Below are 26,020 nucleotides of genomic sequence, written 5' to 3' on the forward strand. Positions count from 1 at the left end.
ATGGCCATGAGCCCCGACAGCGACAGCCTCCAGCCGCCCGCCCACTCCCCAGCGGCCCGCCTGACGGCGTGGCTGCGCCGACGGCTGGGATGGGCCGTCACCGCCGTCTACCTCACCGCCGTCACCCTGCCCGGGCCCGGACTTTGGCTCCGCCACACCCGCACCCTGCCCCTGCCCCTGCCGACCGGACACCTCCCTCTGAGCGTCCCCTCTGCACTGCTGGCCCTGGTGCTGTTCTCAGCCGGCCTCCAAGTACCACTCCGCGACCTGGGCCGACTGCTGCGGCGGCCCCTGGCCCTCCTCGTCGGCCTCGTCCTCCACCTGATCACCCCGCTGCTGGTCATCCCTGCCGTCGCGATCGCCCTGCACACCTCGCCCGACAGCGACGGCGGCAGCGGACTCATCGCCGCAATGATCACGATCGTCGCGATGCCCGTGGCGGCCGGCGCCACCGTCTGGACCGGCAAAGGCAACGCCGACCAGCCCGTCATGGTCGGGCTCGTCCTCGCCTCCACCCTGCTCAGCCCCTTCACGATCCCGCTGACCCTGACCGCCCTGTCCCCCCTGCTCGGCGGCGGCTACGCGGGAACACTGGACCAGGCGGCCCACACCTTCGGCCCCGGGTTCGCACTCACCTCCGTCCTCCTGCCCTGCGGCGCCGGCATCGTGTGCAGGCTGCTCCTCCCCAGCCGTCCGCTACGACCGCTGCTGCGCGCGACACCCCTGGCGGCGCTTTGGGGGTCCCTGCTCCTGACATACGTCAACGCCAGTGGCGCACTCGGCTCCTTCTTCCACCAGCCCCGCCCCCTCCTGCTCATCGCAGCGCTGACCGTGGCGTCGGCAGTATGTGCGCTCTCCTTCACCCTGGGCCGCGTCACCGCCCGGCTGCTGCGCCTGGAGCCGTCCACGGGGTCGTCCCTCACGCTCGCCTGCGGCATGAACAACAGCAGCGCGAGCGCCGTCCTCATCACCACCACGCTTCCCGACAAACCCCACCTCCTCCTGCCTGTCCTCGCCTACGGCCTGCTCCAGAAGCTCGCCGCCGGCCGAGTCGTACGCGAACGCGCCCACGGTTGATGCCATGCGCATCGGCCCGCGGCCGTGCTCCCGGCCGCGCCCGCCTGATCACTGACACGCGGAACGGAGGGGCGGAACTACGGAGGCGAGCTCGCTCTGCCGACAGGCGCGGCAACGAGCCCTCCGACAGCCCCGGCGGGCGGGCACGCCGACCCTCCGGAACGGTCGACCACCGGCTCAACGGAGTGGAGTCGTCGGCCAGTTCAAGGGAGTGGAGTGATCGGGGACACTCAGGCCGACCGGACCACGGGCTGCCACGACAGCGTCGCACCGGCCCTGGGGCGGCAGGCTCGGCGCGGCTGGGCAAGCGCATCCGCGCGGAGAACGGCCCGCTCGGCTACGGGGGCGCCGGTCGCCACGCGCGCGGCCGTGCGGCGAGGAGGGCGATGGCCGGCAGGCCGGTAGCCACGGCGACCGGCGTCCCCACCCGGCGGGCGCCGGAGGCGGCGGAGTGCCGGTCGTCACTCACACCGGGTCGACGGAATGCCGGTCGTCACTCATGAGGCGATGAGGGAGCGCAATGGACCTCGGCCGAGGATCCGGGACAGCACGGGGGCCTGGGAGCGGACGAGGACCGAGAGCGCGGCAGCGACGAGGGCGCCGACGGCCAGGCCGGCGGCGATGTCGTGCGGGTAGTGGGCGCCGACCCAGACGCGGGAGGCCGCCATGGCCAGCGCGAAGGCGGCGGCAATCGCGCCGAGGCGGGTCGAGACGAACCATAGGGCGACAGCCGCCGCGGCGGCGAGGGTGGCGTGGTTGCTGGGGAAGGACCAGTCGCCGGGGGCCGGGCAGGCTTCCAGCGTGACCACGTGCAGCGACTGGCAGGGGCGGGCTTCGCGGACCACCAGTTTGAGCAGGCTGCTGATGGCGAACGCGCCAACCGTGATCACCGGCACAGTCAGAGCCTGCGCCGCCTGCTCGGGATGGCGGTTTCGGGCTCGCCACCAGCCCAGCAGCATGAGGACGGCGAAAAGGGCCAGCCCGTAGGCCGAGTAGTCGTTGATGAGGTGGTTGATCCAGGCCGGTGCCTGCTGTGCGGAGTGGACCACGTCGAGGTAGGCCGGACCGTCGATACCTGATCCGTCGAAGGTTCCGTTCGCCTGAGCGGCCGGCTCCGCTGTCATGCCATGCGTCATCAGGCGCTTCCCTTCCGGTGTGCTCGCCGGGAGTTCCGGTGTGCTCGCCGGGAGCGCAGAAGCTCGAATGCGACCGGGACGAGTGAGATGACGACGATGAGGGCGATGATCGGCAGGAGGTAGCGGTCGATGTCGGGGATGGAGGCACCGAGGGTGTATCCGGCCAGGACCAGACCGATCGTCCACACCAGGCCGCCCAGGATCTGCCAGAGGGTGAAGGCGCGTACCGGGACGTCGAGGATGCCCGCGAGCGGATTCAGCACGGTCCGTACGATCGGCAGGAACCGGGCCAGCACGATCGCCTTCGCGTACCCGTACTTCTGGAGGATCTCCGCCGCGCGGGCGGCGCCGTCGCTGATCTTGCGGGACTTCGTACGGGCCAGGAACGCCGGGCCTGCCCGTCGGCCGACCAGGTAGCCGGTCTGGGCGCCGGCCAGGGCGCCCACCGCCGCGGCGAGCAGCACCCAGGGCAGTGACAGGCGCCCGGGGGAGGCTGCCGAGCCGGCGCACAGCAGTCCGGCGGTGAACAGCAGCGAGTCGCCGGGCAGGAAGAACCCGATGAGCAGACCGGTCTCGGCGAACAGGATCACTGCGATCCCGATCGTCCCGAACGCGGCGAGCAGGGACTGCGCGTCGAGCGGGTTCACCGCGAGGTTCACCGGCGGTGGTGCAGCGAGCTGCGTGAGGATCATCGGCGCGGATATCCCTTTCGATGGGGGAGCTCACCGCCGCGGGCACGACAGGGTGCCGGGCAGCATCGGATGCGCGGACCGCACCGCATACCCTGTGTCTACAGGACGGTAGTCCGTCTACTTCACTGTAGACGGTCTTGGGCGGGAGGATGGTTCCATGGCGCGGACTGACGGCGAGCGCAGGCCTGCGGGCGAGCTGGAGGCCAGTGTTCTGGCGGCGTTGTGGGCGGCGGGCAGACCGCAGTCGGCGGCCGAGGTCAGGGCGGCGATACCGCAGCCGCTGGCCCGCACTACGGTGGCGACGCTGCTGGCACGCCTTTACGAGAAGGGGGCGGTCGGTCGCCGCCCGGGCGGCCGGGGGTTCGTCTACTTCCCGATGGAGGACTCCCACGGCCTGACCGCCCGCCGGATGCACCGCGAGCTGGACCAGGACGACGACCGGGGCATCGTGCTGGCCCGGTTCGTCGACGGGCTCAGCCCCGAGGACGAGGCGGAGCTCAGGCGCCTGCTGGAGGGAGGCGGTCAGTGATCGCCCTGCTGCTCCTCCCCCTCGTGCTGCCGTGGATGCTGCCGCCCCTCGCGCGGCGGGCGGTCGAGCGGGTGCGGCCCGAGATCGCGCTGTGGACGGTGACCACCGCCACTGCCGCGCTGGCGGTCGGGGTCGTGGCATGTCTGGGGGCCCTGCTTCTTCCGCTCGCCCTGACGGTTCCCCCGCTCGCCGCTCTCGCGGAGCTGATCCAACCGCTCCAGGCCGGTCCACGACTCGCGGTCCTCGGGGTCTCCGCGCTGGCCGCCGGACTCCTGGCGGTCACCGTCGTCACGGTGGCGCGACACGCCACGTCGGAGGCGAGGCGCCTGCGCACCGCGCACAGAGATGTCTCCGGCCTTCCGCACGCCGGGGGCTTGTGCGTCCTGGACGATCCCCGGCCGGACGCCTACGCCTTGCCACCCGGCCCACGCCGCCCAGGGCGGATCGTGGTGACCACCGGCATGCTGCGCTCCCTGGGCCCGCGCGAGCGCGAGGCCCTACTCGCCCACGAGCGCGCCCACCTCGCCGGGCACCACCACCTCTTCCTCGCCGCAGCCCAGCTCGCCGCCTGGTGCCACCCGGCACTGGCCGCCGTCGCCCCCCAGGTATCGTTCGCCGCCGAACGCGCCGCGGACGAACGCGCGGCCCGGGCCGTGGGCGACCGGACACTCACCGCGCAAGCGGTGGGGCACGCGGCACTGGCCGCCACCCGCGGACGCGAGCGGGAGCAGTCAGCGCTTGCCGCCCGCGCCGTCACCGGACCCGTCCCCGCCCGGGTCAAGGCCCTGCTCGCCCAGGCACCCGCCCGCCGTCTCGCCCCCGCGCTGCTGGCCATGGCCCTGCTGTGCACCGCGGCAGGCACCTCTTCCCTGGCAGGAGCCGTCTTTCTGCACCGCGGCGTCGAGATCGCCCAGGGCGAGCACCCTTCCGACTGACCTGACCCCAGGGCGGCCACGGCAGTGGTACGGGCCGGGTTGGGGGCGTCCGCCGGGTTGGGGGTGAGGACGCACATCTGGGGTGACGGCCAACAGGCCGTCGTCTCCGAGGACGGTCCTGGCGGTGCGCGTGTACTCGGTGGGCATGCCCAGCACCGTTGCGCCCCGGACTCGTTCAGCGGCGGGGGTGAGCGTACGCAGTGGGGCAAGGCGGCCGTGTCGGGAGGCCCGAACGGGGCGGTGGCAGTGGCCAGCGCGTCGAGGTAGGAGCGCATGGTGGGAAAGGGCGGGCCGAAGCGATGGCCTCGGATGTCCTCGGCCAGGCTGGGGCAACCGAGGTCCTCGATTGCGGCAGCGGCCTTACGGACCTCGGGAGCGGGAGGTGGCCGAAGTCCCCCGCCCAGATCCCGAGGCGCCCGACGCGTCCGAGGCCGTGGGCGCGGATGCAGGCGCTCACGCGATCTGCCCTGCGGTGCACGTGGCGTCGAGGGACGCGGCGAACTGGGACGCACCCTCCTTGCACGCGCCCGCGCAGCAGACGCCGTACGGCCCGGGATCGCCATCATCCAGCTGCTGAAACTCGACGGCGCCATCGCACTGGCCACCGAGCAGGACATCGACGGCCCGGCCGAGGCCGGCCTCCTGCTCGCGATCGCCATCGGCGGCGTACGCGCGCGCTGACCCGGGCTCTTACGAACGTTCCTCTGGCCGAGCAAGCTCATTCAAGAGCCGTAAAGGGTCCGCCGACGAACCGGCCAAGGGGCAGTCGGCCACGATCCGCCGGACAGGCCGGACAGCGTCGAAACGCGCGGGGTGCGTCCCCCGGCCGTGGCCGGGGGACGCGTTGAGGGCCCGTTGGGGGGCCGTTGAGGGGGCCCTACGCCCCGCCTTCGGCAGTCCAGATCCGGCTGCGCAAGTCCCTTCCGCGCAGCACCTGTACCCGCCACGGCTCGATGGGCAGCACGTGGTACTCCGGTCCGTCGGTCCGCCGCGCCAGTAGCCGCGGGGGTCGTAGCCGACCCCGGGTGGGCTGCCCTTAGGCCTCCGTCTCTAGCGCCACGGCGCCACGTCCGTCTCTGCGGGGTTCATCGCGCCGCCCCTGCCGTCTCGGTACTTTCGGCGGCGGCCCGCGGGGCGTCATCACCATCCGTCGCACGGGGGCGACCGCGGAGGCCGAAGGCGCTGATGAGCGCAGCGAGGGCGGCCGCGATGAGCGGGACGAGCAGGGCGGCGTGGTAGCCGTCAACTAGGGCCTTGGGGGATCCGCCGTCAGCGGTGGCCGCGACGTTGACGGCGGTGACGGTGGACAGTCCGAGGGCGGCGCCGAACTGGAAGGAGGTGTAGAGGAGGCCTCCGGCGAGGCCCTGCTCCTCCTCGTCGATGCCCTCGGTGGCGACGATGGTGAGCGGGCCGTAGGACAGGGAGAACGCCAGGCCGAGGGTGATGAAGCTGGGGAACATCGCCGCATACGTCCAGTCGGCGCCGACCGGCAGGAACAGGGCGTACGACAGCACGGCCAGCACCAGGCCGCCGAAGATGACCCGGGCGTTGCCGAAGCGGTTGACGAGTTTGGGGGTGAGGGTGGGCGAGAGTACGGCGTCGATGCCGATCACCAGAAGCGCGAGGCTGGTCTGGACCGTGGACCAGCCGCGCAGCTCCCGCAGATACAGCACGGCGATGAACTGGAAGCCGAAGAAGCCGGCGGAGAAGAGCAGCGCGACGAGATTGGCGCGCACCAGGGAACCACTGCGGAAGACCCCCAGCCGCACGAGCGGGGCGGCTGCCCGGCGTTCGGCCAGTACGAAGACGGTGAGGAGCGCGAAGCCCGTGGCGAGGGTGCCCAGTGTCTGAACCACACCGGTGTGGGCGGCGCGTTCGACGGCGAGGACGAGGAGCACGATCGCACCGGTCACGGTGAGCGCCCCGAGCAGATCGACACGCTGCCCGGCCCGGTCGGGCCGCTCGGACTTGGGAATGAGGGCGAGGGCGGCGACCAGGATGAGGAACGACAGGACTACGGGCGCGAAGAACACCCAGCGCCAGTCGGCCGAGGTCAGCAGCCCTCCGACGACCAGGCCGACGGAGAAACCTCCGGCCGCGGTGCCCGAGTAGACCAGAAGGGCCTTGTCGCGCTGCGGCCCCTCCTCGAAGCCGGTCGTGATGATGGACAGCCCGGCCGGAGTCATGAACGCGGCGGCGACCCCCGTCACGAAGCGGGCGGCGATGAGCGTCGGCCCATCGTCGGCGAAGCCGCCCAGGCCGGAGAAGAGCAGGAACACGGTGAGCCAGAAAAGAAATACCTGCCGGCGGCCGAAGAGGTCCGCCGCTCTTCCGCCCAGCAGCATGAACCCGCCGTAACCCACGACGTAGGCGCTCATCACCCACTGCAACTCACCGGTGGACATTCCCAGGTCGGCACGGATCGACGGCAGGGCCACATTGAGCATGGCCACATCGATTCCCTCCAGGAAGATCGCTCCGCACAGCACGAAGAGCACTCCCCAGGCGCGGCCGCCCAGACGGGCGGCGCCGGGCTCCGGCGGTGGTGACGTGGACGACGTGGACACAGGATGGCTCCTTCAAGCAAGAGGAGGGAGAAGACAAGAAGGGCATCGCAGGTGGTTACCAAATCACCTGTCAGTTCCCTCTTGTTACCGCCTCGATCCTGGTGCACCCTGAACGACCATGGAAGAAGGCACTTTGAAGTCACCGAGTTACTGCACGGGAACCGAGGACGACCAGGCCCGCCAGTGGGACACCCGAGAGGGCTGCGAGGTCCGTCAGATCCTCGACCGCGTGGCCGACAAGTGGTCGCTGCTCGTCATCGCCCTGCTCGACCGCCGCACCCTGCGCTTCACCGAACTGCGGCGCGAGATCGACGGGATCAGCCAGCGCATGCTGACTGTGACACTGCGCCAGCTGGAGCGCGACGGGCTGGTGCGCCGCACGGTGCACCCGGTCGTCCCGCCGCGCGTGGACTACCAGCTCACCCCGATGGGCACGACGCTGCACGACACCATCCAGGCGCTCGTCACCTGGACCGAGGACCACCAGGACAAGATCGCCGCCGCACGCGCCGACTACGACCAGCGCGAGGCCAAAACCGGGGCGTACGAGGTCCAGGCTGTCATCCAGCGGCAGTAAACGCACCGCTGGTGAGGACGGGGACCACGCTGGAAGCATCCAGTTCCGTCGCCCTCCGCTCCAGGATCGGCCCCGTCAGGCCATCGCCTCCCCGCGCGCCACCCGCTACCGCGTCGACACCGACCTCACCCTGGGCCCTGGCCCGCCCATCGCACGGCAGGGCGACGAGCGCGAACGGGCAGTCGCTCGCGGCGCGGTGAGGCATACCACGGCAACAGCGCCGGCCGCAGTCTCTGGTCAGCCGCCCTGGCCGACCGGACTCGTCCCGCACCACAGAGAACGTTCCCCCCTTTGTCCTCCCGCCCCTGTCCCGACGACGCACCGAAGATTTGGCTCAGGCACGCCCGACACACTCCGCCCAGGCTCGGCATCGGGCCTAGCTGGGGAGTCGGAGGAGGAAGGTCGCGCCTTGACTGGTCGGCGTGGCAGTCAGGGTTCCTTGGTGGTGGTGAGTGATGTCTCGGGCGATGGCGAGACCGAGGCCGCTGCCGCCGGTGTCGCGGGTGCGTGCTTCGTCGAGGCGGGTGAAGCGCTCGAAGATGCGTTCACGGTCCGCTTCAGGGATGGGGTCGCCGTCGTTGTGGACGGCGCATTCCACCCATCCAGGCCGGGAGTCGAGGGTGACGGTGACCTGGGTGTCGGCGTGGCGGGCCGCATTGTCGAGGAGGTTGCGCAGCAGGCGGCGTAGTTGGTCGCGGTCGCCGGGGACATCGAGGGGGGCGTCGGGAGCGCGGAGGGTGAGGCGCGGGGCGGCTCCGGGTTGGGTGTGGGGAATTTCGAGGAGGAGTTCTTGGACGAGGTCGGTGAGGTTTACCCGTGCCCTGGTCCTGGCCCTGGCCCTGGCCCCGGTCGTCGGTGGCGAGGGGGTGTTGTCGAGGCGTGCGAGGGTGAGGAGGTCCTCGACAAGGTGTTGCAGTCTGGTCGCGGCCTGAAGGGCGTTGGTGAGGGCGCCGGGCCGTCGGGGGTGGGTGAGGGCGACTTCGAGGGTGGCGCGTAGGCCGGTGACGGGGCTGCGTAGTTCGTGGGCGGCATCCGCGATGAAACGACGTTGTCGGTGGGCGTGGGCATCGAGGATGTCGAGGGTGTCGTTGGTGGTGCGGGCCAGGCGGGTGATCTCGTCCTCGGCTGCGGGGACGGGGACGCGGGTGCCTGCGCCCGGCTGGTCGACGGTGGCCAGACGGGTGCGGATGGCTTCGATGGGGCGCAGGGCGCGGGTGGTTGCCACCCAGGCGCTGAGGGCGACGATCAGAGCGGCCAGTGGGACCGCGCCGGCCAGGGCCGGGATGAGCGCGTCGGCTGCTTGGGCCGCCTCGGTCCGGGTGACGGCGACGTAGACGGTGTAACGGCCGGCGGGGGCTGACGAGGGGCTGGGGATGTCGGGGGTGTGGATGTCGGGGGTGTGGATGTCGGGGGTGTGGATGTCGACGCTGGTGCCGGCCATGTCCAGGCTCTGTCCGGCCAGGACCGCGGCTTTGGAGAGACAGTCGGTGACGGGCTGCCCGGACGGGGTGTGAGAGGGGGCTTGCCGGCAGGAAGAGGCCGGCGTGCCGAAGTGGACCGGCACGAAGGTCCCCCAACCCGGTCGCGCCGACGCGGGCGCGGGCGGGAGCGCTCTGGCCGCGTCGGGGAACGCCTCGGGAAGCCATGATGCAAATGGACCGCTCGGGCCGATGATCACCACCGGCCACAGGTCGATGATGTCGCTGGTGGCTTCCGGGTCCCTGGCCTGGATGCGGGCGAACTCCGCCGAGACCGCGCGGGACTGTGCCAACGCGCGGCCGCGGGCAGCCGTCATCTGTGTGGCGTAGACGTCGTGGTGCAGCCACCACGCGCCGGCGCCGGCGAGGATCAAGGCGGCAGCGCCCGCGGCACAAGCGGTACGGGCCCGGGTGGGCAGCCGCGCCCACCACAGGAGCGTCCGGCCGGGAATCCGGAGAAGAGCGGGGTCAGGCATGCGAGGCGTCCAGGCGGTAGCCGTGTCCCCGGACGGTCACGATGCTCCGGGTGCCGTACGGCTGGTCGATCTTGCGGCGCAGGAGGCTGATGTACACCTCGACGATGCTCGTCCCGCCCCGGTAGGCGATGTCCCAGGCCTCGCCGAGGATGGTCTCCTTCGACAGCACCCGGCCCGGCTCGCGCATCAGGACCTCCAGTACCGCGAACTCCTGGCCGGTGACCTCGATGCGCTCATCGCCACGCCCGCAGGTTCGCCCCTGCACATCCAGCCACAGGTCACCGGCGCGCAGCACGTCCTGCTCGTCCGAGCCCGCGACTGTACGGGTACTGCGGCGGATCAGTGCCCGCAGGTGCGCGGTGAGGACGACCAGGGAGAACGGCTTCGTCAGATAGTCGTCCGCGCCGGTGTCCAGTCCATGGGCCTCGTCGAGTTCTTCGTCCTTGGCCGTCAGCATCAGCACCGGGGTGTCGACACCCCGGGCCCTGAGCCGTGTGCATACGGCGAAACCGTTCAGCGACGGCAGCATGACGTCCAGGACGATGGCCGCGAACCTGCCCGTGCCACCGAGCTCCACCGCGGACACGCCGTCCGCCGTGTGAGTGACGGTGTACCCCTCGGCCTCCAAGCCGTCCCGCACAGCGGTCGCGATCAACGGATCGTCCTCCACCACCAGAATGTCCACCACGCCAGCATGGCACCGCAGGAGCGCCTGCCCCGCAGCTCACACAGCGGGCTTCAGGAACGGTTAAGGGTGACCTGCGCATAGTGGGGGCCGCCCCGCGAGGTCACTGACCGTTGTCGGCGGCGTCACTGGTCGTTGTCAAGCGTGCGGCCGTTGCCGAACAGCGCGGCCGTGCTTCGGCCTGCTTACCGAAAGGCGTGCCGCCACATGCGCATTTCCTTCCTGCTCCACAACGCCTACGGCATCGGCGGCACGATCAGGTCGACGTTCAACCTGGCCGCGGCACTGGCAGAGCACAACGAAGTGGAGATCATCTCAGTGCTCCGCCACCGTGACGTGCCGGTCATGGGCGCACCCCCCAAGGTGCGTCTGACCCCTCTGGTCGACATGCGCACAGGCTCCGCGGACTACGACGGTGACGATCCCCGCCACGCACAGCCCGCCAGGGTCTTCCCCCGCGCCGACGGGCGGCACAAGCAGTACAGCAGCCTCACGGACGAACGCATCGGCCGGTACCTGTCCAGGCTGGATGCCCACGTGATCGTCGGGACCAGACCGGGACTGAACGTCCACATCGCCTGCCAAGCGCACGGTGCGGCCATCAGAGTGGGGCAGGAGCACCTGACCCTTTCGGGCCATGGCTTTCGTATGCGGCACGAGATACGCCACCGCTATCAATTGCTGGACGCCCTCACCACCGTCACCGAGGCCGACGCGCGCGCCTACCGGCAGCTCGGTCTGCCGGGGGTGAGGGTGGAGGCCGTACCGAACAGTGTCCCCGCCGCCCGGGTCGAACCGGCCGACGGCGCCGGCAAGGTGGTCGTGGCGGCAGGCCGGCTCAATTCGGTGAAGCGATACGACCTGCTCATCCGGGCTTTCTCCGAGGTCGTCGCCGCCTACCCGGACTGGCAGCTGCGAATTTTCGGCGGTGGCGACGCCACCGGCAACGAGAAGGACAACCTGTCCGCCCTGATCGGCGAACTCGGGCTGAGCCGCAGCGTCCGGCTCATGGGCAGAGCCAATCGGATGGAAGCGGAGTGGGCGAAGGGTTCCATCGCCGCTTCCACCTCTGACCATGAATCTTTCGGCATGACCATCGTCGAGGCGATGCGCAGCGGTCTCCCCGTCGTCTCCACGGATTGCCCCGCCGGACCACGCGAAATCATCAAGGACCGAGTCGACGGACGCCTCGTCCGTCCCGGTGACCCCGGCGACATCGCAGCCGCCCTACTCGAACTGGTGGGTAACGAGGAACTACGGCAGCGCATGGGCGAGGCAGCCCTGAAGAACTCGACCCGCTTCGACCCCGCGCGTATAGCGGAGCGACACCTGAGTCTCTACCAGGACCTGCTCCGTCTCGGCCCCGGACGACGCTCGCTCGGTCCCGTGCGGGAAATCGCACATCGAGCGCGTACCAGCACGATCGACACAGCACACGCCCTGCGCTCCACTGCCCGCGAGGTCCTGAAGAAGCGCTGAGTGCCGGCGGGATAAGAGTCATCGGCACCTCTCTACCTACGAAGCTCAAGACGGAGTGAACGTACGCATCGGCGACAAGGCCGACTGGTCGCAGGGCATGGCGCAGTATCAGGCGACCTTGCGTCAGGGGATTTTTGCCCGCGACGGTGTCGCCCGGATGCTCTTCGCATTCCTCTTCCGCACCGACTGCGAGCCCCCGGAGTTCGCGCCCTGGGCGGACACCGCTCCCGACGGCCCCCGGGAGCAGCGGTGAGGTTCGCAGCTGCCGAGGCCCAGCTCGACTGCGCCGAGCTGGTCTCCAGCCCGCCCGCCCGGCGCGAGGCCGCCCTCGGCCGGCTCGCCCGCCGAAACCGCCGGCCACCTGCACCGCACCGGCTTCGCCACCTTCCGCCTTCCGCATCGGCCGGCTGCGGCAGGGCGTCGAAGGCAGCCGCCGGCTCGTGCCCGGCCCGGCCGGCTACCGGCACCGCCCGCCGACCCATGGCGGTTCTGGACGCGCTGCACGCCCCCCGGCCGCCGCGACGACGCCCGGCGGTTCGTACGTCACCTCTTCAGCCCTCCCGCTCCCACGGCCTCAGCTTCTCCGGGTTGCGGACCGCCCAGATCCGGGTGACGCGCCCGTCGGAGACGTCGAACGCGGCCACGGTCGCGACGACGCCGGCACGCCGGGCCACCAGGCCCGGCGCACCGTTGACCGACCGCTCCAGGAGTTCGAGCCCCGGAGCCCTATCGGCGATGGCGACCATGTACTGGGCGATGCGCGCGCCGCCCTCGAGCGGGTGCAGAACGGTGCCGACCATGCCCCCGCCGTCGGCCGTCATCACGGCAGCCGGGTCGAGGAGAGCGACGAGAGCTGCGATGTCCTTGGTCTCCCACGCCTCTTTGACCTGCCTCACCACGTCCGCCCGGCCGGTCGCCGGCACCGGGGCGCGCGCGACGCTCACCCGCCGCCGGGCGGAGGCCGCCAGTTGCTTGCAGGCCGCAGGGGTGCGTCCGAGAACGTCGGCGATCCCGGCGAACGGGTACCGGAAGACGTCGTGCAGGACGAACGCCACCCGCTCGGCAGGCGTCATCGACTCCAGGACGACGAGGAAGGCCATGGTCACCGACTCGTCCAGAACGATCTGGTCGGCGGGGTCGGCGGGGTCGGCGGATGCGGCGGGGTCGGCACGGCCGGTGACGTTGACGCCGCCCGCACCCGCATGGCTCCATTCGGTGCGGTCGGGCAGCGGCTCGGGCAGCCACGCGCCGACATAGCGTTCACGGCGGGCCCGCGCCGAGCCGAGCAGGTCCAGGCAGATGCGGCTGGTCACCGTCGTCAGCCAGGCGCCGGGAGACACGATCTCCTCCCGCCGGCGTCGCGGCAGCCCGTACCAGCGTGTGTAGGCATCTTGTACGGCGTCCTCGGCCTCGGTCACCGAACCGAGCAACCGGTAAGCGACATTGATCAGCCGGCGTCGCTCGCCGGCGGCTATCTCATCCGCGCTGGTCCCGACAGTCCCCATGCTTCCGGCCGCCCCCTCGCCTTACCTTTCGCAGCCCCGCGTCGTCGGTCTGGTGAGACCTTATCGACCTACTGCCCGAGGGCGGAAAAGAGGATGCGGCATGACCACTCAGGTGACCGCTCAGGTGACGACGACGGCGAACGCACAGCGCAGCTCCTCGTTCCTGAGGATCGCGATCGCTCTGCAAACCCTGACCATCTTCCTTCAGGCGGTCTCCGCCGGACTGCTGCTGAGCTCGTCCTACGGAGAGCCGCTGCACAGCGTCGGAGCCCGTGTGATGTACGGGGCATCAATGCTGTACGTACTCGCGGCGGTGCTGGCCTGGAAGCCGGGCGGGGGCTCGCCCCGGCCTGTCCTGCACGCGTCTGCATTCCTCGTACTCGCCTCGGTCCAGGTCGTACTCGGCATCACGCACGTCCCCTCGGTCCACCTCCCCCTCGGCGTCCTGATGTTCGGTCTGAGTGTGCTGGCGCTGGCCCGGCGCTGACACCGTGTCCTGCATGGCTGTTGATCGTTGGCGGGAGAGCAGGCGGCCGCGAACGCGTGGGGTGTACATATGACGTCCTTTTCCCCTCCCCAGGGACCGATTCGCGTCGGTGTCGTAGGTCTGAGCGCGAGCGGCGGGTGGGCGGCCGCCGCCCACGTGCCGGCGCTGGCCGGGCTCGACGGATACGAGTTGCGGGCGCTGAGCGCCAGCAGCGACGAGTCGGCGCGTGCGGCAGGCGAGAAGTATGCGGTGCCGCTGACCTTCAGCAGTGCGGAGGAGCTGGCCCGCAGCGAGGAAGTCGATCTCGTGGTGGTGACGGTGAGGGTTCCACAGCACCTGGAGCTCATCCGGCCTGCGCTCGAAGCGGGGAAGAGGGTGTTCAGCGAGTGGCCGCTGGCTACCGACCTCGCGCAGGCCGAGGAACTGGCGGACCTCGCGCATCGCAGGGGGTTGCTGACGGCCGTGGGCCTCCAGGCCCGGTCGTCTCCGCCGCTTCGGTATCTGCGGGCCTTGATCGCCGAGGGCTATGTCGGGCGGGTGCTGTCGACCAGCATGCTCGCTTCGGGTGGCTATTGGGGCGCCACGTACGACGACAGTCATGCCTACTTGCTGGACGTCACGAGCGGCGCCACGCTGCTGTCGATCCCCTTCGGGCACTCGGTCGACGCGCTGGCCATGGTGCTCGGGGAGTTCCGCGAGGTGTCGGCGCACATTGAAAACCTGCGTCCCCAGGTCACCCACGTCACGAGCGGGGCGGTCGCGGCCAAGGGTGCCGAAGACCAGATCGCCGTCACCGGTCTGCTCGCATCAGGGGCCGTGGCCGCTGTGCACTTGCGTGGCGGCGAGTCCCGCGCCACCGCGTTCCACTGGGAGATCAACGGCACGGACGGTGATCTCGTCGTCAAGGCCGGCCAGGCTCAGTGGTGGTCGGGGCGGCTGCGGCTGTACGGCGCACGGGGCAACGACCGCGTCTTGACCGAGCTCCCGGTTCCCGCCGCCTACCAGCGGTCGCTGCCGCAATGGACCGAACGATCCGCCGAGCCCGCCTACAACGTCGTCCACGAGTACGCCCTTCTGCGTGACCGGATCACCGGGGACCTTGCGCCGGACACGGACGGCTTTCCCGACTTCCGGCACGCGGTCCGGCGGCACAGGATGCTGGAAAACATCCGAGAGGCGGCACGGACCGGCCGGAAGGTCACACTCACACAGCAAGGCTCGTAGTCCACGGGGCGAAGGGTAAGAAATTCGTCGGCTTGCGGCCGTCTCCTGGCGCCGGACCGGGTCTATGCTGCTGGGTGGACGTCCCGGACCCCGACGGCATGCTGTTTCTTGCCACACGGTGCCTGCGCCTGTAGTGAAGGGACTGTTCATCCCTTCACTTAAGGTATCCCGCAGGGAATCAGACGCGGCGGCCGTGCTGGGACCTCGGCCCTGGAACTCGGGCCGCTTGACCAGTGGTTCGCCTGCTTACCCGAAATTCACGAACCGGGAGCACAGCAGGAAGTGCCGAAGCCCGGCACCGCCCCCTGGCGCTGCCCCGGCCTGTCTCCTGAACCGAGGCGCTATGCCCGCCCTTGAGATGTTGAACGTCTACCGGCACGACAGGAGGAATCAGGCGCTGATCACCTTGGCCGGTGAGATCGACCAGGTCTCGGCGCCTCTGGTGAGTGCGGCGCTCGAGCGGTGCCTGCGCGAGGGGATCCACACCATCGACGTCGATCTCACCCCCGTCACCTTCTGCGACTGCAGCGGCCTCAACGCCTTCCTCCGCGCCTTGCACCACACCGTCGCGGCCGGAGGGTCCCTGCGCCTGCACTACCCGCCTCCCACGCTGACCCGGATCCTCGCCCTCACCGGCACCGGCCCTCTGCTCCTCGGCCCGCCGGCCGCCCCTGCGGGTTCCCTCCTGCCGGAACGCCTGACCGGAAATCTCCCGGCGTCACAGCCTTCCCCCGTGCACGGGGCCGTCGGACGAGCGAATGCCCTGGTGCCCGCTGTCTCGGGCCGTGTGCTGTGACGGCCCGCTCTACGGCTGCTCACCAGCCATCAGGCGTCCCTCGGTGCCGCCCTGGTGGATCAGGCCGGCTGGCCCCCTTGGTCCTCCTCGCGACCACCACGGGCATGTCCTGGTGGGAGGGCCACGCCCTGCCACCGGCCAACCCGTCGGAGACTGCCGCCGAAGGGGCCTCACGAACCCCGCCGGCCCCGCCCCGGCCCCGTAGCCGGAACCGGAACCGGAACGCGCCAGTATCGCCGACTCGTTGACAGGCAGTGGCACCAGGCGTTGACTGAACATCACGGCGTAGGGCTACGACGCTCCGGCATCCTCCGGGCGGCGCCCCCGTCCAGCTTCGCCCGGACCACGCGGAGCTCAGGGAATCCTCCCTGGCCCCATCTGGAGGCCCGGCCATGATCATTTTGATCATCCTTCTCCTGCTGGCCCTGGTTCTGCTCGGGTTCGGCTTCGCCATGCACCTGCTGTGGATCGCCGCAGCCGTGGTGCTGATCGTCTGGATCCTGGGTTTTGCCCGCCACCGTCGTGGCCGCAACAGCAGCGGACGCCGGTACGCCGGGAACCGCCGGTAAATCCACACCAGGCCCGCCCTCCTATGGGAAGAGCCGGCTGCACAGAGAGCACACGCGCGGGAGCCGAGCTCTACCGGGAGCCGAGCCCTACCGATGAGAGAAGGCCCACTATGAGCTTCGCGAAGAAGTTCAGGGACATGAAGCAGGTCCTCCACGGCAGGATCAAGCAAAACCTTGGCCGAGCCACCGGCAACAAGCGCCTGCGGACCGAAGGAAAAACAGACCAGGTCGCAGGCAACCTGAAGCAGTCCGGCGAGAAGGCCAAGGACGCCTTCAAGCACTGACCCCTTACGCCCCGGGTGGTGTCCACTTGAGTGGGCGCCGCTCGGCAGGCACAGGTGAGGTACGAACGCTCAGGGGCGGACAGGAACCGGCAGGAGGCGCTGAAACGATGCCTCGGCCACGCGCAAAGAGCGCGCCCTTCACGGTGGACTGTCGGGATCCTTCTCGGTAGGCGTGGGCTCGGGCGGCAACCTGTGGCCAGGCCCGGCTTGCCTCGTGCGCCCGGTTTCGGACCTGTGGGCAGGGGCAGCCGAAGTGCAGGGGGCCCACTCGGCTACGAGCGGAGGACCCAATGTCCCTCATCGTCATCATCATTGCCGTCGTGCTGGTGCTGCTCGCGTGTGCGGTGGCAGCGTGGATGGTCACGGCACGCCGCCGGAAACTGCGGGAGCGGTTCGGCCCGGAGTACGAGCGGGCCGTGGAAGGCAAGGACAGCCGCCGGGCCGGGGAACGTGAGCTGCGCGAGCGCGAAGAACGCCATGACGCGCTGGACATCAAACCGCTGCCGGCACCGCTCCGGGACCACTATGCCCAGGAGTGGACCCGGGTGCAGGAGCGGTTCGTGGACAGGCCCGAGGAGGCCGTCCATGAGGCGGACCGGCTCGTGACCACTCTCATGGGCGAGCGCGGTTATCCGACCGAAGGGTACGAGCAGCAGCTCAAAGACCTTTCGGTCGATCACGGGCGCACTCTGGAGCACTACCGCGCCGCCCACGCGGTCAACGGCCGCAGCAGCAGCCGTCAGGCGACCACGGAGGAGCTGCGGGGCGCGATGGTGCACTACCGCGCGCTGTTCGAAGAACTGCTCCACAACGGCGACCGGCCGCGCGAGAACCAGGGATGAGCCCGCCACCAGCGACTTGAGCGCGACAAGCGGGCCCAGCCGGCACCCGGCCGGAACACGTGACGGACGGAAGTGAAGAGATGCGTAACCAAGAGACACCCCGGCCGGACGAGGGCACTCTGTCCACGGACGACCTGGCCGCCACCCGGCAGGGCACCGGAGACGAGGCGCCGGGCTCGCCGAGCGCCCCACCGGAGTTCCCCGGGGAGGCCACCACCATCGACCGGGAGGCTGGGAAGGCCCGGGAGACCCGGGAGACCCGGGAGACCCGGGAGGAAGACGGCGGCCGGGCATCCACCGGTGAACGCCGGGGAGCGGAACTGGCCGAGGAGAACGAGCCCCTGCTCGGAGACGGACAGGAGGAATTCCGCGCCCGCTGGCGGAAGATCCAGAGCAACTTCGTCGACGACCCCCAGGACGCCGTCAACGCGGCTGACCAGCTGGTCGCCGAGACGATGCAGGCGCTGGCCACGACCTTCTCCGATCACAAACGAGGTCTTGAGGGCCAATGGCATCGCGGCGAGGAGGTGGCAACCGAGGACCTGCGCGTCGCGCTCCAGCGATACCGCTCGTTCTTCAACCGCCTGCTCAGCACCTGACCAACCCCGCGCCGCCACGCCCAGAGACCACCGACCGGCCCGAAGCGGTCAAAGGCGGCGCCAAGAAGACCGCCGGCCGCCTCACGCCGGGCTTCACGCGCGGGGTGGGGAAACGTGTAGGCCTGGTGGAGCTGACCAGCCGACCGGCCCGTTCCCGGTGCCAGGGCAGAGACTCGGGGGCGTTGTCGGGGTCGCTGTCAGCTCTGTGACGGCGTCTGAGCCGCCTGTGCGCGACAGGAAGGTCCGCTGTCAGGCGACACACACCTTGAGCGGCACGCCGATGGCGGCCCGGTAACCGTCGCGGTCGGCCGCGTCTTCAGCCACCCGGGCCGCCCCGACCACTCCTGGCCAGGACGAGCCGCCGTGCACCAGCGTCGAGGTAGTTGGCGGTCAGGGTGCGCAGGGTGGCGGAGGAGGAGGCGTCCGGCCCGGCCGACACCCTGATGGAATTGCTGAACTTCATCGGTGCACCGCATCAATGCCACCGCACGTGGCCGCCCGCGTCCCGCTCCCGGGGCGCGAACGCTTTTGCGGGACGGTTACAAGAAGGGGAGGGGGCCGCGGAGGGCGTGGCCCGTGGAAGGGGAGGTCCGTGGCGACGGACGAGGAACTGCTGGCGCGCTCGGGAACCGACGCGTCGGCCTTCGAACCGCTCGTGGAGCGCCATTCGAGGGCGTTGCACGGATATTTCGCGCGCCGGGCGCCCGGCGCGGCGGACGATCTGCTGGCCGAGGCGTGGCTACGGGCCTACGCGGGGCGCGGCACCTACGACGCGGCCCGCGGGCCGGTCCGGGCGTGGCTCTTCGGCGTGGCCCGCAATGTGCTGGCCGCGCACTGGCGCGGGCAGGAACGGCCCGCGGCCGCCGCCGCGCTCGCCGGCGAGGCGAGCAGCGACCCGTGGCACGCCGTCGACCGGAGGCTGGACGCGGCGGCGGTCGCGCCGCTGATGCGCCGGACCCTGGCGGAGCCGCCGGCCGTGGAGCGGGAGCTGCTGCTCCTGATCGCGTGGGAGCAGCTCAGCCCCACCGAGGCCGCGGCCGTCGTCGGTGTTCCCGCGGGCACGGCCAGGTCCCGGCTGCACCGGGCGCGCACCCGGCTGCGCGCGGCGCTCGGCTCCTCCGCCCCGCTTTCCCTGACAGGAGATCTCGCATGACCGGGCAGCAGGACATGAACGACGGGGACCTCCTCGACTTTCCCGGTGCCGGGCGGTTGAGGGCCGCGGGGAAGGTCACGCCGCCCTCGGCGGACGCCGTGGCCGCGGCGCTGGCCGCGGTGCGGTCGGCGGCGGCCGGCCGGGCGGAGGGGGACGGGCCGACCGTCGAGCTGGAGCTCGAACGGGATCCGGTGACCGCGGTCGCCCCGGTACGGACGTGGCGGCGGCGCCTTCCCGTGCTCGTCTCGGCGGCGGCGGTCGTGGCGATTGCGCTGGGCATCGCGTTCCAGCCCTGGTCGGACTCCTCGGACGTGCAGAGCTCTCCGGCGGCGGAGCGGACGGAAACGGCACCGTACTGGAAGGTGCGGACCCTGGAGTGGATGCGGAGCAGCGACGAGACCCAGCGGACGGACGGAGCGTACAAGACCGTCTGGCTGAGCCGGAGCGGCACGCGCGAGCAGCCCGCCAACGGTCTGGTCCAGGACTACTCCCGGGAGGACACGGGAGGGACGGCCTACGTGATCTGCGGCAAACCGGTCTTGTGGGACGACCTCAAGAAGCTGCCCACCGACCCGGCGGCGCTGCGAGCCCGGCTCGTAGGAAAGGCCACCGGGGAGGGGGTCGCAGAGGATCTCTACAACGGCATCGAGGACCTGCTCACCCAGTCACCCGCCGAACCGCGGCTGCGGGCCGCACTGTTCGAGATCCTCACCGGGATTCCCGGGGCGCGGGTGACGGAACGGGTCAAGGACAGCACCGGGCGCTCCGGCACGGCCGTCGACCTGGACGCCGATACCTGGCGCCTGCGACTGATCATCGACACCGGGACGTTCCATGTGCTGGAGTCCGTGGACACGGCGCGGAACGACGGCCTGTCCTGGGGAAAGCAGAAGCTCCGGGCCGGGGACCTCATCCAGCGCACCACCTACCTCTCCGTCGGGCCCGCCTGGGAGGCACCGAAGCCGTCCAAGCGGACCTAGCGGTGCCCGACGGGTCGGTGATCGGTGAGAATCTGGTCCTGATGCGGTAGTACCAGGTCTTCCCAGGCCGCTTCGGCGCCTGCACGGGCGGTGTCGTCGTAGAGCCCCGCCTGGGTGAGTCTCAGTCGCGTCCCTGCCGCGTACGGGGGTGAGTTCGACGGTAACCACCGTCTCCGCCCCCTGCTGTGCCTCCCCGGCCGGTGGCCCACGTCATTTCGACCAGCCGTTCAGGATCCAGCCGCAGGAAGCGGCCGTAGTGCGGGTGCCGGGCCTACCTCGCCGCCTGCCAGGACGAGGAGTAGTGCAGGGCCGGAGCACTGCCCTTTACCAGTGCGCTGCGGCTTGCCCCGGCCGACGGCAGATGATGATCTGTGCAGGTCAAAGCGGCCTGCGGGCCTGCGAGCCCATAGGGGGATGCGGAAATGGTCGAGGTTGGGCGCGATGGGGCCTTCAACGTCAACAGCGTCGGGATGGATCATTTGCCGTTCCCGCTGAGTTTCAGCGTTTGTGAAGCCGGCCGGTCGTGGCAGATCAGTGCTTCGGCGGCCCGAGCCAGCGAGTTGATCGATGTGCTCTCGCGCTCGGCGAACGACACGGTCCTCGTCGTGGACCTTGCGACGAACAGCTTCCTGGACGAGGACTTTCAGCAGTGGCGGCCGTCGTTGATCGCTGCTGAACAGGGGATCGACTTCGCCCTTCACTCGCTCGGGGCGTGGGCTTCTGACACCCTGGGACTCGGTGAGGAGATCCTGGTGATGCACCGCGACTGTCTGCCCCGGTTCCTGGATGGCAGTTGGTCGCCCTACGAGCTGTCCCTGGTCGACGTGCCGATGGTGCCGGCCCCGGACCAGCTTGACGAGATCGCATTGGCCATGGGAACGGCCGCCTTCGACGAGCCGGTCCTACCCCACATCGAGGGCTCGCGCTTCTGGTATTCCGGGCATGACGACTGCTACCTGACGGTCGAGTCAACTGATCCCACCATGCCCGCATTGATCCTGAGTCGTTTGCTGGCCCTGCTGGCCGGCTCTGCACTCGTCAGCGCCGATGAAACCTCATCAGTGATGATCCCTGAACCGGACATCGCAACGACGGACCGGCTGATCCGCGAGAGCCCCCACTGGATCGGAGCCGTTGGGGCCACGTCAGGAACCTTGGTGACCATCCACCTGTCTGCTATGCCGCAGCCGTGGCACCTCGGCCAAAAACCGGCCGCGCATGTCGACTACACAGCGACGCTCGACCTGATCCGAGGCACCTGGCAGGTCACCCCCGCCGACAAACAGTGCTCTCTGATGAGTGAATGGTGAAGGGTCGGAACACTGCCTCTTCACCAGTAAAACTCCGCAAGTGCGAGACCGGGGAGATCCACGAGCACCTCGCCGAGGCCCGCCGGCCGCTGACCGGCACCATCACCGTCGCCCCGTACACGGCCCTGCACCCCACCGACAAGTGGATCCGGTACGTCATCACCCACCTGTTGGTCGGCAGGCCTAGCCCAAGATTTATCTCAAGGGCATGCCATGCGCCACCACACCTAACATGGTCGACAATGACCACATGGATGTCACCGAACTGCTCGAATCGGCTTCCCTCCTGATCCCGGAAGAGATCGCTACCGAAAACGACATCACGGTGCGAGATGTCTGGGACTACCTCGCCCACGACGAGTGGGAAACGGCGCTGGGGCTGCTGGAGGAGCTCGGGGACGGACATCCGCTGTCGTTGACGTTCTGGGAGCAGCTTGCCAAGGCGGCTGAGGAACTCCGCCTTGAGCGGAGCACAGCTTGGTGCCACTGGCGGTGCTCCGAGATCCGCAACGGGATGATCCGGGCGGATCTCACGCTCCGTCCAGCCACGGAGGCGCGACGTAAGACACCATTCTCCGGTCACGGTGTTCTGCGGCCCATGTGGGACATCGGGAACCTGTCACCCACCGGAGGAACTTCGGTGAGCATCGCCGGGCTCTGGGTCGAGGACATGCCCTTCCTGGAGCCGGGCGGCCGGGCTACTGTCCGCCTCATTCCCCTCACCCCCTCTCACTGGACGCACGTCAAAACCGGCCGGCGAATCAACATGCACGAGGACCGGACCGTGGCCGGCACCGCAGTCGTGCTGGAGGTCCACCTCCCTGCCACCGCCATGCCGCGGAAGCCGCAATGATCAGCCGCGTACTCCCCCACCAGCCCACCGTGACCGCGCCCCAAGACGTACTGGGCCACAGCCTCGGTGCGGCCGGCGCCATTGAAGCCGCCTTGCCAACAGTCACCTACTGTCACCACAGCACCCCTGCGCTGAGTCCGGATGCCGAGTCTTCCTCGGGATGGGCGTACGGAAAACCTGGTGCTCGTATCCGTCACCCCGGCCATAATGCGCAGATCAGCCGAAGACATAAGACACAGAGCGAGCAGCAATGAACCACCACGACCGTGCGAGCAGGGCAGAGCCGCGTGCGCTGCTGATCACCGGCACCGTCGGCGTCGGCAAGACCTCGGCCGCCGACCTGCTGGGCGATCTTCTCTCTGGCGCCGGTGTGCCGCACGCGGTCATGGACCTGGACCGCCTCTGCCAGTCGTGGCCCGCCCCTGAGGACGACCCGTTCAACGCCGGCCTGCTGCTGCGCAACCTGCGCGCCCTGACCGCCAACTACCTCGACGCCGGTGTACGCCGGCTCGTCCTGGCCGGGGTGGCCGAGAACACGGCCGACCTCGACGGCTACCAGGCCGCTATCGGCATGCCGCTCACGGTGTGCCGCCTGACGGCGGACCTGCCTGTCGTGCACAGCCGGCTCAGGAGCCGCCATGAAGCCGACAACGACCCCGAGTCCCTGCCCTGGCACCTGGAACGCGCCGGCCAGCTCCACCAGATCCTCGATCAGGCCGACATCGCGGACTTCGCCATCGACACCACCCACGTACCGCTCCCTGCCGTTGCCTCCACCATTCTCAAGACCGCTGGTTGGACCTGACCCGACGCATGTCTCGTCGCATGATGTCCGTTTCCTGGTCACCTGAGTCCGAGATGGATGAGCGGGCCGGCTGCATCGCAGGCGTTGCGCCGGCGGCCGTAAGCAGGGGCGCCGGATGACCCGGCCTCGCTTCGCCGGGGTCTGGCCGCGCCGATCGGCGCGTGCTACGAAGAGGCATGGCGACATCAAGGGACATTCCTGAGACGATCGCGGACGCCGCCCTCCGGGTCGGGGTCCATCCTCCGGCCGGGCCGGCTGTCAGGGCGTATGACGCGGTGATCGTCGGCGGTGGTCACAACGGTCTGGTCGCCGCCGCCTATCTGGCCCGCGCCGGGCGCAGTGTGATCGTCCTGGAACGCCTCGGCCGAACCGGCGGCGCGGCCGTCTCCACGCGCCTCTTCCCCGGCTTCGACGCCCGGGTCTCACGCTACGCCTATCTCGTCGGCCTGCTGCCCCAGAAGATCGTGAGGGACCTCGGGCTGCGCTTCGCCGTCCGCGGGCGCGCAGTCTCCTCCTACTCCCCCACCGCGCGTACGGGGCGGCCCACCGGCCTCCTGGTGGAGCGTGATCAGTCCCGCACCCGCGCGTCGTTCGCCCGGCTCACGGGATCGGACAAGGAATTCGACTCCTGGCGGCGGTTCCACGGCATGACCCGCCACGTGGCCGAGCGGGTCTTCCCCACCCTCACCGAACCGCTTCCCACCCGAGCCGAGCTCCGCGCCCGTATCGACGACCGGTACGCCTGGGAAACCCTCTTCGAGCGACCCCTCGGCGAGGCCATCGAGGCCGCTTTCGACGACGACCTCGTGCGCGGCACGATGCTCACCGACGCTCTCGTAGGCACCTTCACCCACGCCCATGACACCACGCTGCGCCAGAACCGCTGCTTCCTCTACCACGTCATCGGCGGCGGCACCGGCGACTGGAACGTCCCCGTGGGCGGCATGGGGGCACTGACCGACGCCCTCGCCGACGCGGCCCGCTCCGCCGGCGCGCACATCCTCACGGAGTGCGAAGCGACGCACATCGCCACGGACGGCCGGACGGCCGAGGTGGCCTCCACGCGGGGTACCTTCGCGGCGCGGCACGTCCTGGTCAACGCCTCCCCGCACGAACTGGCCCGGCTCCTGGGCGAGCAGCCCCCGCCGCCGGCCGAGGGCTCCCAGCTCAAGGTCAACATGCTGCTGCGACGCCTGCCCCGGCTACGCGACACCGCCGTCGAACCACACACCGCCTTCGCGGGGACCTTCCATATCAGCGAAGGTTACGAGGAACTGGAGACCGCCTACCGGCAGGCGTCCACCGGCCGGATCCCGTCCGCCCCGCCCGCGGAGATCTACTGCCACTCCCTCACGGACCCCTCCGTCCTCGGCCCCGCACTGGCCCGCGAGGGGTACCACACCCTCACCCTCTTCGGGCTCCACACACCGGCCCGGCTGTTCACCACCGACCACGACGCCACCCGGGAACGGCTGCTCCGCGCCACGCTGGAACAGCTCGACTCCCACCTCGCCGAGCCGCTCGCCGACTGCCTGGCCGTCGACAGCGACGGCCGCCCGTGCATCGAGGCCAAGAGCCCCCTGGACCTGGAGCGGGAGCTGGGTCTTCCGGGCGGCAACATCTTCCACTCCGCGCTCGAATTCCCCTACAGGGACGACGACACGGACAACGGTGACGAACTCTCGGCGGCGGCCCGGTGGGGTGTGGAGACCGCCCACCCCAACATCCTCCTATGTGGTTCGGGCGCGGCACGCGGCGGCCTGGTCAGCGGCATCCCCGGCCACAACGCAGCCATGGCCGCACTGAGCCACTGACCTCGCCGCAACGGCTCTTCGTGAACATCCTCAGCCCCCCGGCCGAAAAGCATGAAGGATACGAGGTCGAACCGGCCGTAGCCGACAGTCCGTTCAGCGTGCTGTCTCGTGCGTGGTGCGCCGGCTGTGGGGGCCGAATACATGGCCCCCCTTCCGGCGCGTCAAGGGGCAGAACCCTGCTGTAGGACGTACGGGGTTCGCCGGCTGTGTGAGGCATGCCTCTCCCGTCGTCGTGGCGCTGGTGGCCCGGGAAGGTTGACCATGTAGTCATGACCTCCTCGCCCCGCCCGCCGCACGCCGGTAGCCGACCGGATCCGATAGACGGGACTGCCGCGCTCGGTGGAGAGTCCGCTCCCGCCCGCGGGTACCTGCTGGACAACGCGCGCGCCGAGGCGGGCGAGCGGTTCGTTTGGCTGGCCGAGCTGTTCGACGGTGTGACGCGCGGGCACTTCGATCGGCTGGGGGTCAAAGCCGGCTCGCGCTGCTGGGAAGTGGGGGCCGGTGGCCCCGGTATCCCGGAGGCGCTCGCGGCGGCCGTCGGTCCGACCGGGCACGTGCTGGCCACGGACATCGACCCGTCGTGGCTGAAGGCAGGCGACGGGTACGAGGTGCGACGGCACGACGTCGCCGCTGACCCGCCCCCGGAGCCGGGGACGTTCGATCTGGTGCACGCCCGGCTCGTGCTGGTCCATGTACCCGACCGGGCCCGGGCGTTGGCCACGATGGCGGCAGCGCTACGGCCCGGCGGCTGGCTGCTGATCGAGGACGCCGATACCGCTCTGCAGCCACTGGCATGCCTGGACGACAGCGGCCCAGCGCAGCGGCGGGCCAACCGGCTGCGTGACGCGGTCCGGGAGCTGCTGGCGCGCCGCGGCGCGGACCTGCGCTACGGCCGGACACTGCCGCGGGCCTTGCGTGAGGCCGGCTTGGTGGATGTCGCCGCGGCGGGCGCTTTCCCGGTTGGTGGGCCGGCCTGCGACCGGCTGGAGGCGGCGACCATCCGGCACGTGCGCGGCGAGCTGCTCGCGGCCGGCCTGACCGACGACGCCGAGATCGACGCGCACCTGGCCGCCATCCACGCGGGCGAACTCGACCTGACACTCGCGCCGCTGATTTCGGCCTGGGGACGCCGTCCGGCCGAGCACCCGTCGGCACTCGGCTAGGTGCG

28 protein-coding genes are annotated in these 26,020 nt (G+C 70.2%); 21 read left to right on the forward strand and 7 right to left on the reverse strand.

Annotated elements, in window-relative coordinates:
• Positions 1-6: 6 nt before the first annotated feature.
• Entirely contained in the window at positions 7-1,077 is a 1,071-nt protein-coding gene (locus D7231_RS24310) for a bile acid:sodium symporter family protein (RefSeq protein ID WP_120757661.1), read from the forward strand.
• A gap of 497 nt (positions 1,078-1,574) precedes the next feature.
• On the opposite strand, the gene D7231_RS24315 is transcribed toward D7231_RS24310, so the two are convergent.
• On the reverse strand, positions 1,575-2,201 hold the full coding sequence (locus tag D7231_RS24315) for a phosphatase PAP2 family protein (RefSeq protein WP_120757732.1): 627 nt from the start codon (positions 2,199-2,201) through the stop codon (positions 1,575-1,577).
• Between the two features lie 11 nt (positions 2,202-2,212).
• Positions 2,213-2,905: a DedA family protein gene (locus tag D7231_RS24320; protein ID WP_120757662.1), complete on the reverse strand. Its 693-nt coding sequence runs from the start codon at positions 2,903-2,905 to the stop codon at positions 2,213-2,215.
• Between the two features lie 157 nt (positions 2,906-3,062).
• Here D7231_RS24320 and D7231_RS24325 point away from each other — a divergent pair, with 157 nt between their 5' ends.
• From D7231_RS24325 to D7231_RS38375, 3 genes are all read left to right on the forward strand, one after another.
• Positions 3,063-3,434, forward strand: a complete 372-nt coding sequence (locus D7231_RS24325; protein ID WP_120757663.1) for a BlaI/MecI/CopY family transcriptional regulator — start codon at positions 3,063-3,065, stop codon at positions 3,432-3,434.
• Positions 3,431-4,369 (forward strand): M48 family metalloprotease, encoded by a 939-nt coding sequence (locus D7231_RS24330; protein WP_241999895.1) that lies wholly within the window; start codon positions 3,431-3,433, stop codon positions 4,367-4,369. The genes D7231_RS24325 and D7231_RS24330 overlap by 4 nt, the downstream gene beginning before the upstream one ends.
• 309 nt (positions 4,370-4,678) lie before the next feature.
• Positions 4,679-5,050 (forward strand): SbtR family transcriptional regulator, encoded by a 372-nt coding sequence (locus tag D7231_RS38375; RefSeq protein WP_338419883.1) that lies wholly within the window; start codon positions 4,679-4,681, stop codon positions 5,048-5,050.
• A gap of 404 nt (positions 5,051-5,454) precedes the next feature.
• Here D7231_RS38375 and D7231_RS24340 read toward each other — a convergent pair whose 3' ends face one another.
• Positions 5,455-6,888, reverse strand: a complete 1,434-nt coding sequence (locus D7231_RS24340; RefSeq protein ID WP_241999907.1) for an MFS transporter — start codon at positions 6,886-6,888, stop codon at positions 5,455-5,457.
• Positions 6,889-7,054: 166 nt separating this feature from the next.
• Here D7231_RS24340 and D7231_RS24345 point away from each other — a divergent pair, with 166 nt between their 5' ends.
• Positions 7,055-7,513 carry a winged helix-turn-helix transcriptional regulator gene (locus tag D7231_RS24345; protein ID WP_120757665.1) on the forward strand — a complete coding sequence of 153 codons (459 nt, stop codon included), beginning with the start codon at positions 7,055-7,057 and terminating at the stop codon, positions 7,511-7,513.
• A gap of 376 nt (positions 7,514-7,889) precedes the next feature.
• Here the strand turns inward: D7231_RS24345 and D7231_RS24350 are convergent, their stop codons facing one another.
• Together D7231_RS24350 and D7231_RS24355 are read right to left on the reverse strand one after the other, a co-directional pair.
• On the reverse strand, positions 7,890-9,467 hold the full coding sequence (locus tag D7231_RS24350; protein WP_120757666.1) for a sensor histidine kinase: 1,578 nt from the start codon (positions 9,465-9,467) through the stop codon (positions 7,890-7,892).
• Positions 9,460-10,152, reverse strand: coding sequence for a response regulator transcription factor (locus D7231_RS24355; RefSeq protein WP_120757734.1), 693 nt, complete (start codon positions 10,150-10,152; stop codon positions 9,460-9,462). The genes D7231_RS24350 and D7231_RS24355 overlap by 8 nt, the downstream gene beginning before the upstream one ends.
• A 207-nt stretch (positions 10,153-10,359) precedes the next feature.
• On the opposite strand from D7231_RS24355, the gene D7231_RS24360 reads away from it, so the two are divergent.
• Positions 10,360-11,631, forward strand: a complete 1,272-nt coding sequence (locus D7231_RS24360) for a glycosyltransferase family 4 protein (RefSeq protein ID WP_120757667.1) — start codon at positions 10,360-10,362, stop codon at positions 11,629-11,631.
• Between the two features lie 55 nt (positions 11,632-11,686).
• Positions 11,687-11,884: a hypothetical protein gene (locus tag D7231_RS24365; protein ID WP_120757668.1), complete on the forward strand. Its 198-nt coding sequence runs from the start codon at positions 11,687-11,689 to the stop codon at positions 11,882-11,884.
• Positions 11,885-12,182: 298 nt separating this feature from the next.
• Here the strand turns inward: D7231_RS24365 and sigJ are convergent, their stop codons facing one another.
• The gene (sigJ, locus tag D7231_RS24370; RefSeq protein WP_120757669.1) at positions 12,183-13,136 is read right to left on the reverse strand and encodes an RNA polymerase sigma factor SigJ; all 954 of its coding nucleotides are present in this window, start codon (positions 13,134-13,136) and stop codon (positions 12,183-12,185) included.
• A gap of 100 nt (positions 13,137-13,236) precedes the next feature.
• Here sigJ and D7231_RS24375 point away from each other — a divergent pair, with 100 nt between their 5' ends.
• The 7 genes from D7231_RS24375 to D7231_RS24405 all read left to right on the forward strand — a co-directional run bounded on the left by D7231_RS24375 (position 13,237) and on the right by D7231_RS24405 (position 17,937).
• Positions 13,237-13,623 (forward strand): hypothetical protein, encoded by a 387-nt coding sequence (locus D7231_RS24375; RefSeq protein WP_120757670.1) that lies wholly within the window; start codon positions 13,237-13,239, stop codon positions 13,621-13,623.
• A gap of 69 nt (positions 13,624-13,692) precedes the next feature.
• Positions 13,693-14,847, forward strand: coding sequence for a Gfo/Idh/MocA family protein (locus D7231_RS24380; protein ID WP_120757671.1), 1,155 nt, complete (start codon positions 13,693-13,695; stop codon positions 14,845-14,847).
• A 343-nt stretch (positions 14,848-15,190) separates the two neighbouring features.
• Entirely contained in the window at positions 15,191-15,643 is a 453-nt protein-coding gene (locus D7231_RS24385; RefSeq protein WP_120757672.1) for an STAS domain-containing protein, read from the forward strand.
• A gap of 392 nt (positions 15,644-16,035) precedes the next feature.
• Positions 16,036-16,212, forward strand: coding sequence for a hydrophobic protein (locus D7231_RS24390; RefSeq protein ID WP_194961017.1), 177 nt, complete (start codon positions 16,036-16,038; stop codon positions 16,210-16,212).
• 110 nt (positions 16,213-16,322) lie between these two features.
• Positions 16,323-16,496 carry a CsbD family protein gene (locus D7231_RS24395; RefSeq protein ID WP_120757673.1) on the forward strand — a complete coding sequence of 58 codons (174 nt, stop codon included), beginning with the start codon at positions 16,323-16,325 and terminating at the stop codon, positions 16,494-16,496.
• 290 nt (positions 16,497-16,786) lie between these two features.
• Positions 16,787-17,338, forward strand: coding sequence for a hypothetical protein (locus D7231_RS24400; RefSeq protein ID WP_120757674.1), 552 nt, complete (start codon positions 16,787-16,789; stop codon positions 17,336-17,338).
• A gap of 80 nt (positions 17,339-17,418) precedes the next feature.
• Complete coding sequence (locus D7231_RS24405) at positions 17,419-17,937, forward strand: hypothetical protein (RefSeq protein ID WP_120757675.1); 519 nt, start codon at positions 17,419-17,421, stop codon at positions 17,935-17,937.
• Between the two features lie 316 nt (positions 17,938-18,253).
• On the opposite strand, the gene D7231_RS36590 is transcribed toward D7231_RS24405, so the two are convergent.
• Complete coding sequence (locus tag D7231_RS36590) at positions 18,254-18,400, reverse strand: hypothetical protein (protein ID WP_158673815.1); 147 nt, start codon at positions 18,398-18,400, stop codon at positions 18,254-18,256.
• A 129-nt stretch (positions 18,401-18,529) separates the two neighbouring features.
• Between D7231_RS36590 and D7231_RS24410 the strand changes: the two genes are divergently transcribed.
• The 7 genes from D7231_RS24410 (at position 18,530) to D7231_RS24455 (ending at position 26,015) form a co-directional block, all read left to right on the forward strand.
• A complete protein-coding gene (locus tag D7231_RS24410; protein ID WP_120757676.1) occupies positions 18,530-19,090 on the forward strand; it encodes an RNA polymerase sigma factor in 561 nt (186 codons plus the stop codon).
• On the forward strand, positions 19,087-20,070 hold the full coding sequence (locus D7231_RS24415; protein WP_120757677.1) for a hypothetical protein: 984 nt from the start codon (positions 19,087-19,089) through the stop codon (positions 20,068-20,070). Before D7231_RS24410 ends, D7231_RS24415 begins: the two co-directional genes overlap by 4 nt.
• 422 nt (positions 20,071-20,492) lie before the next feature.
• On the forward strand, positions 20,493-21,380 hold the full coding sequence (locus D7231_RS24425) for a hypothetical protein (protein ID WP_120757678.1): 888 nt from the start codon (positions 20,493-20,495) through the stop codon (positions 21,378-21,380).
• A 250-nt stretch (positions 21,381-21,630) separates the two neighbouring features.
• Positions 21,631-22,233 (forward strand): hypothetical protein, encoded by a 603-nt coding sequence (locus tag D7231_RS24435; protein ID WP_120757680.1) that lies wholly within the window; start codon positions 21,631-21,633, stop codon positions 22,231-22,233.
• Positions 22,234-22,483: 250 nt separating this feature from the next.
• Entirely contained in the window at positions 22,484-23,038 is a 555-nt protein-coding gene (locus D7231_RS24445; protein ID WP_120757681.1) for a DEAD/DEAH box helicase family protein, read from the forward strand.
• 176 nt (positions 23,039-23,214) lie between these two features.
• Positions 23,215-24,852, forward strand: coding sequence for a phytoene desaturase family protein (locus D7231_RS24450; RefSeq protein ID WP_120757682.1), 1,638 nt, complete (start codon positions 23,215-23,217; stop codon positions 24,850-24,852).
• Positions 24,853-25,121: 269 nt separating this feature from the next.
• Entirely contained in the window at positions 25,122-26,015 is an 894-nt protein-coding gene (locus tag D7231_RS24455; protein ID WP_120757683.1) for a methyltransferase domain-containing protein, read from the forward strand.
• Positions 26,016-26,020 lie beyond the last annotated feature (5 nt).

Origin of the sequence: Streptomyces klenkii, from assembly GCF_003626645.1 — a bacterium.
In the GTDB taxonomy this organism is placed as follows: Bacteria; Actinomycetota; Actinomycetes; order Streptomycetales; family Streptomycetaceae; genus Streptomyces; species Streptomyces klenkii.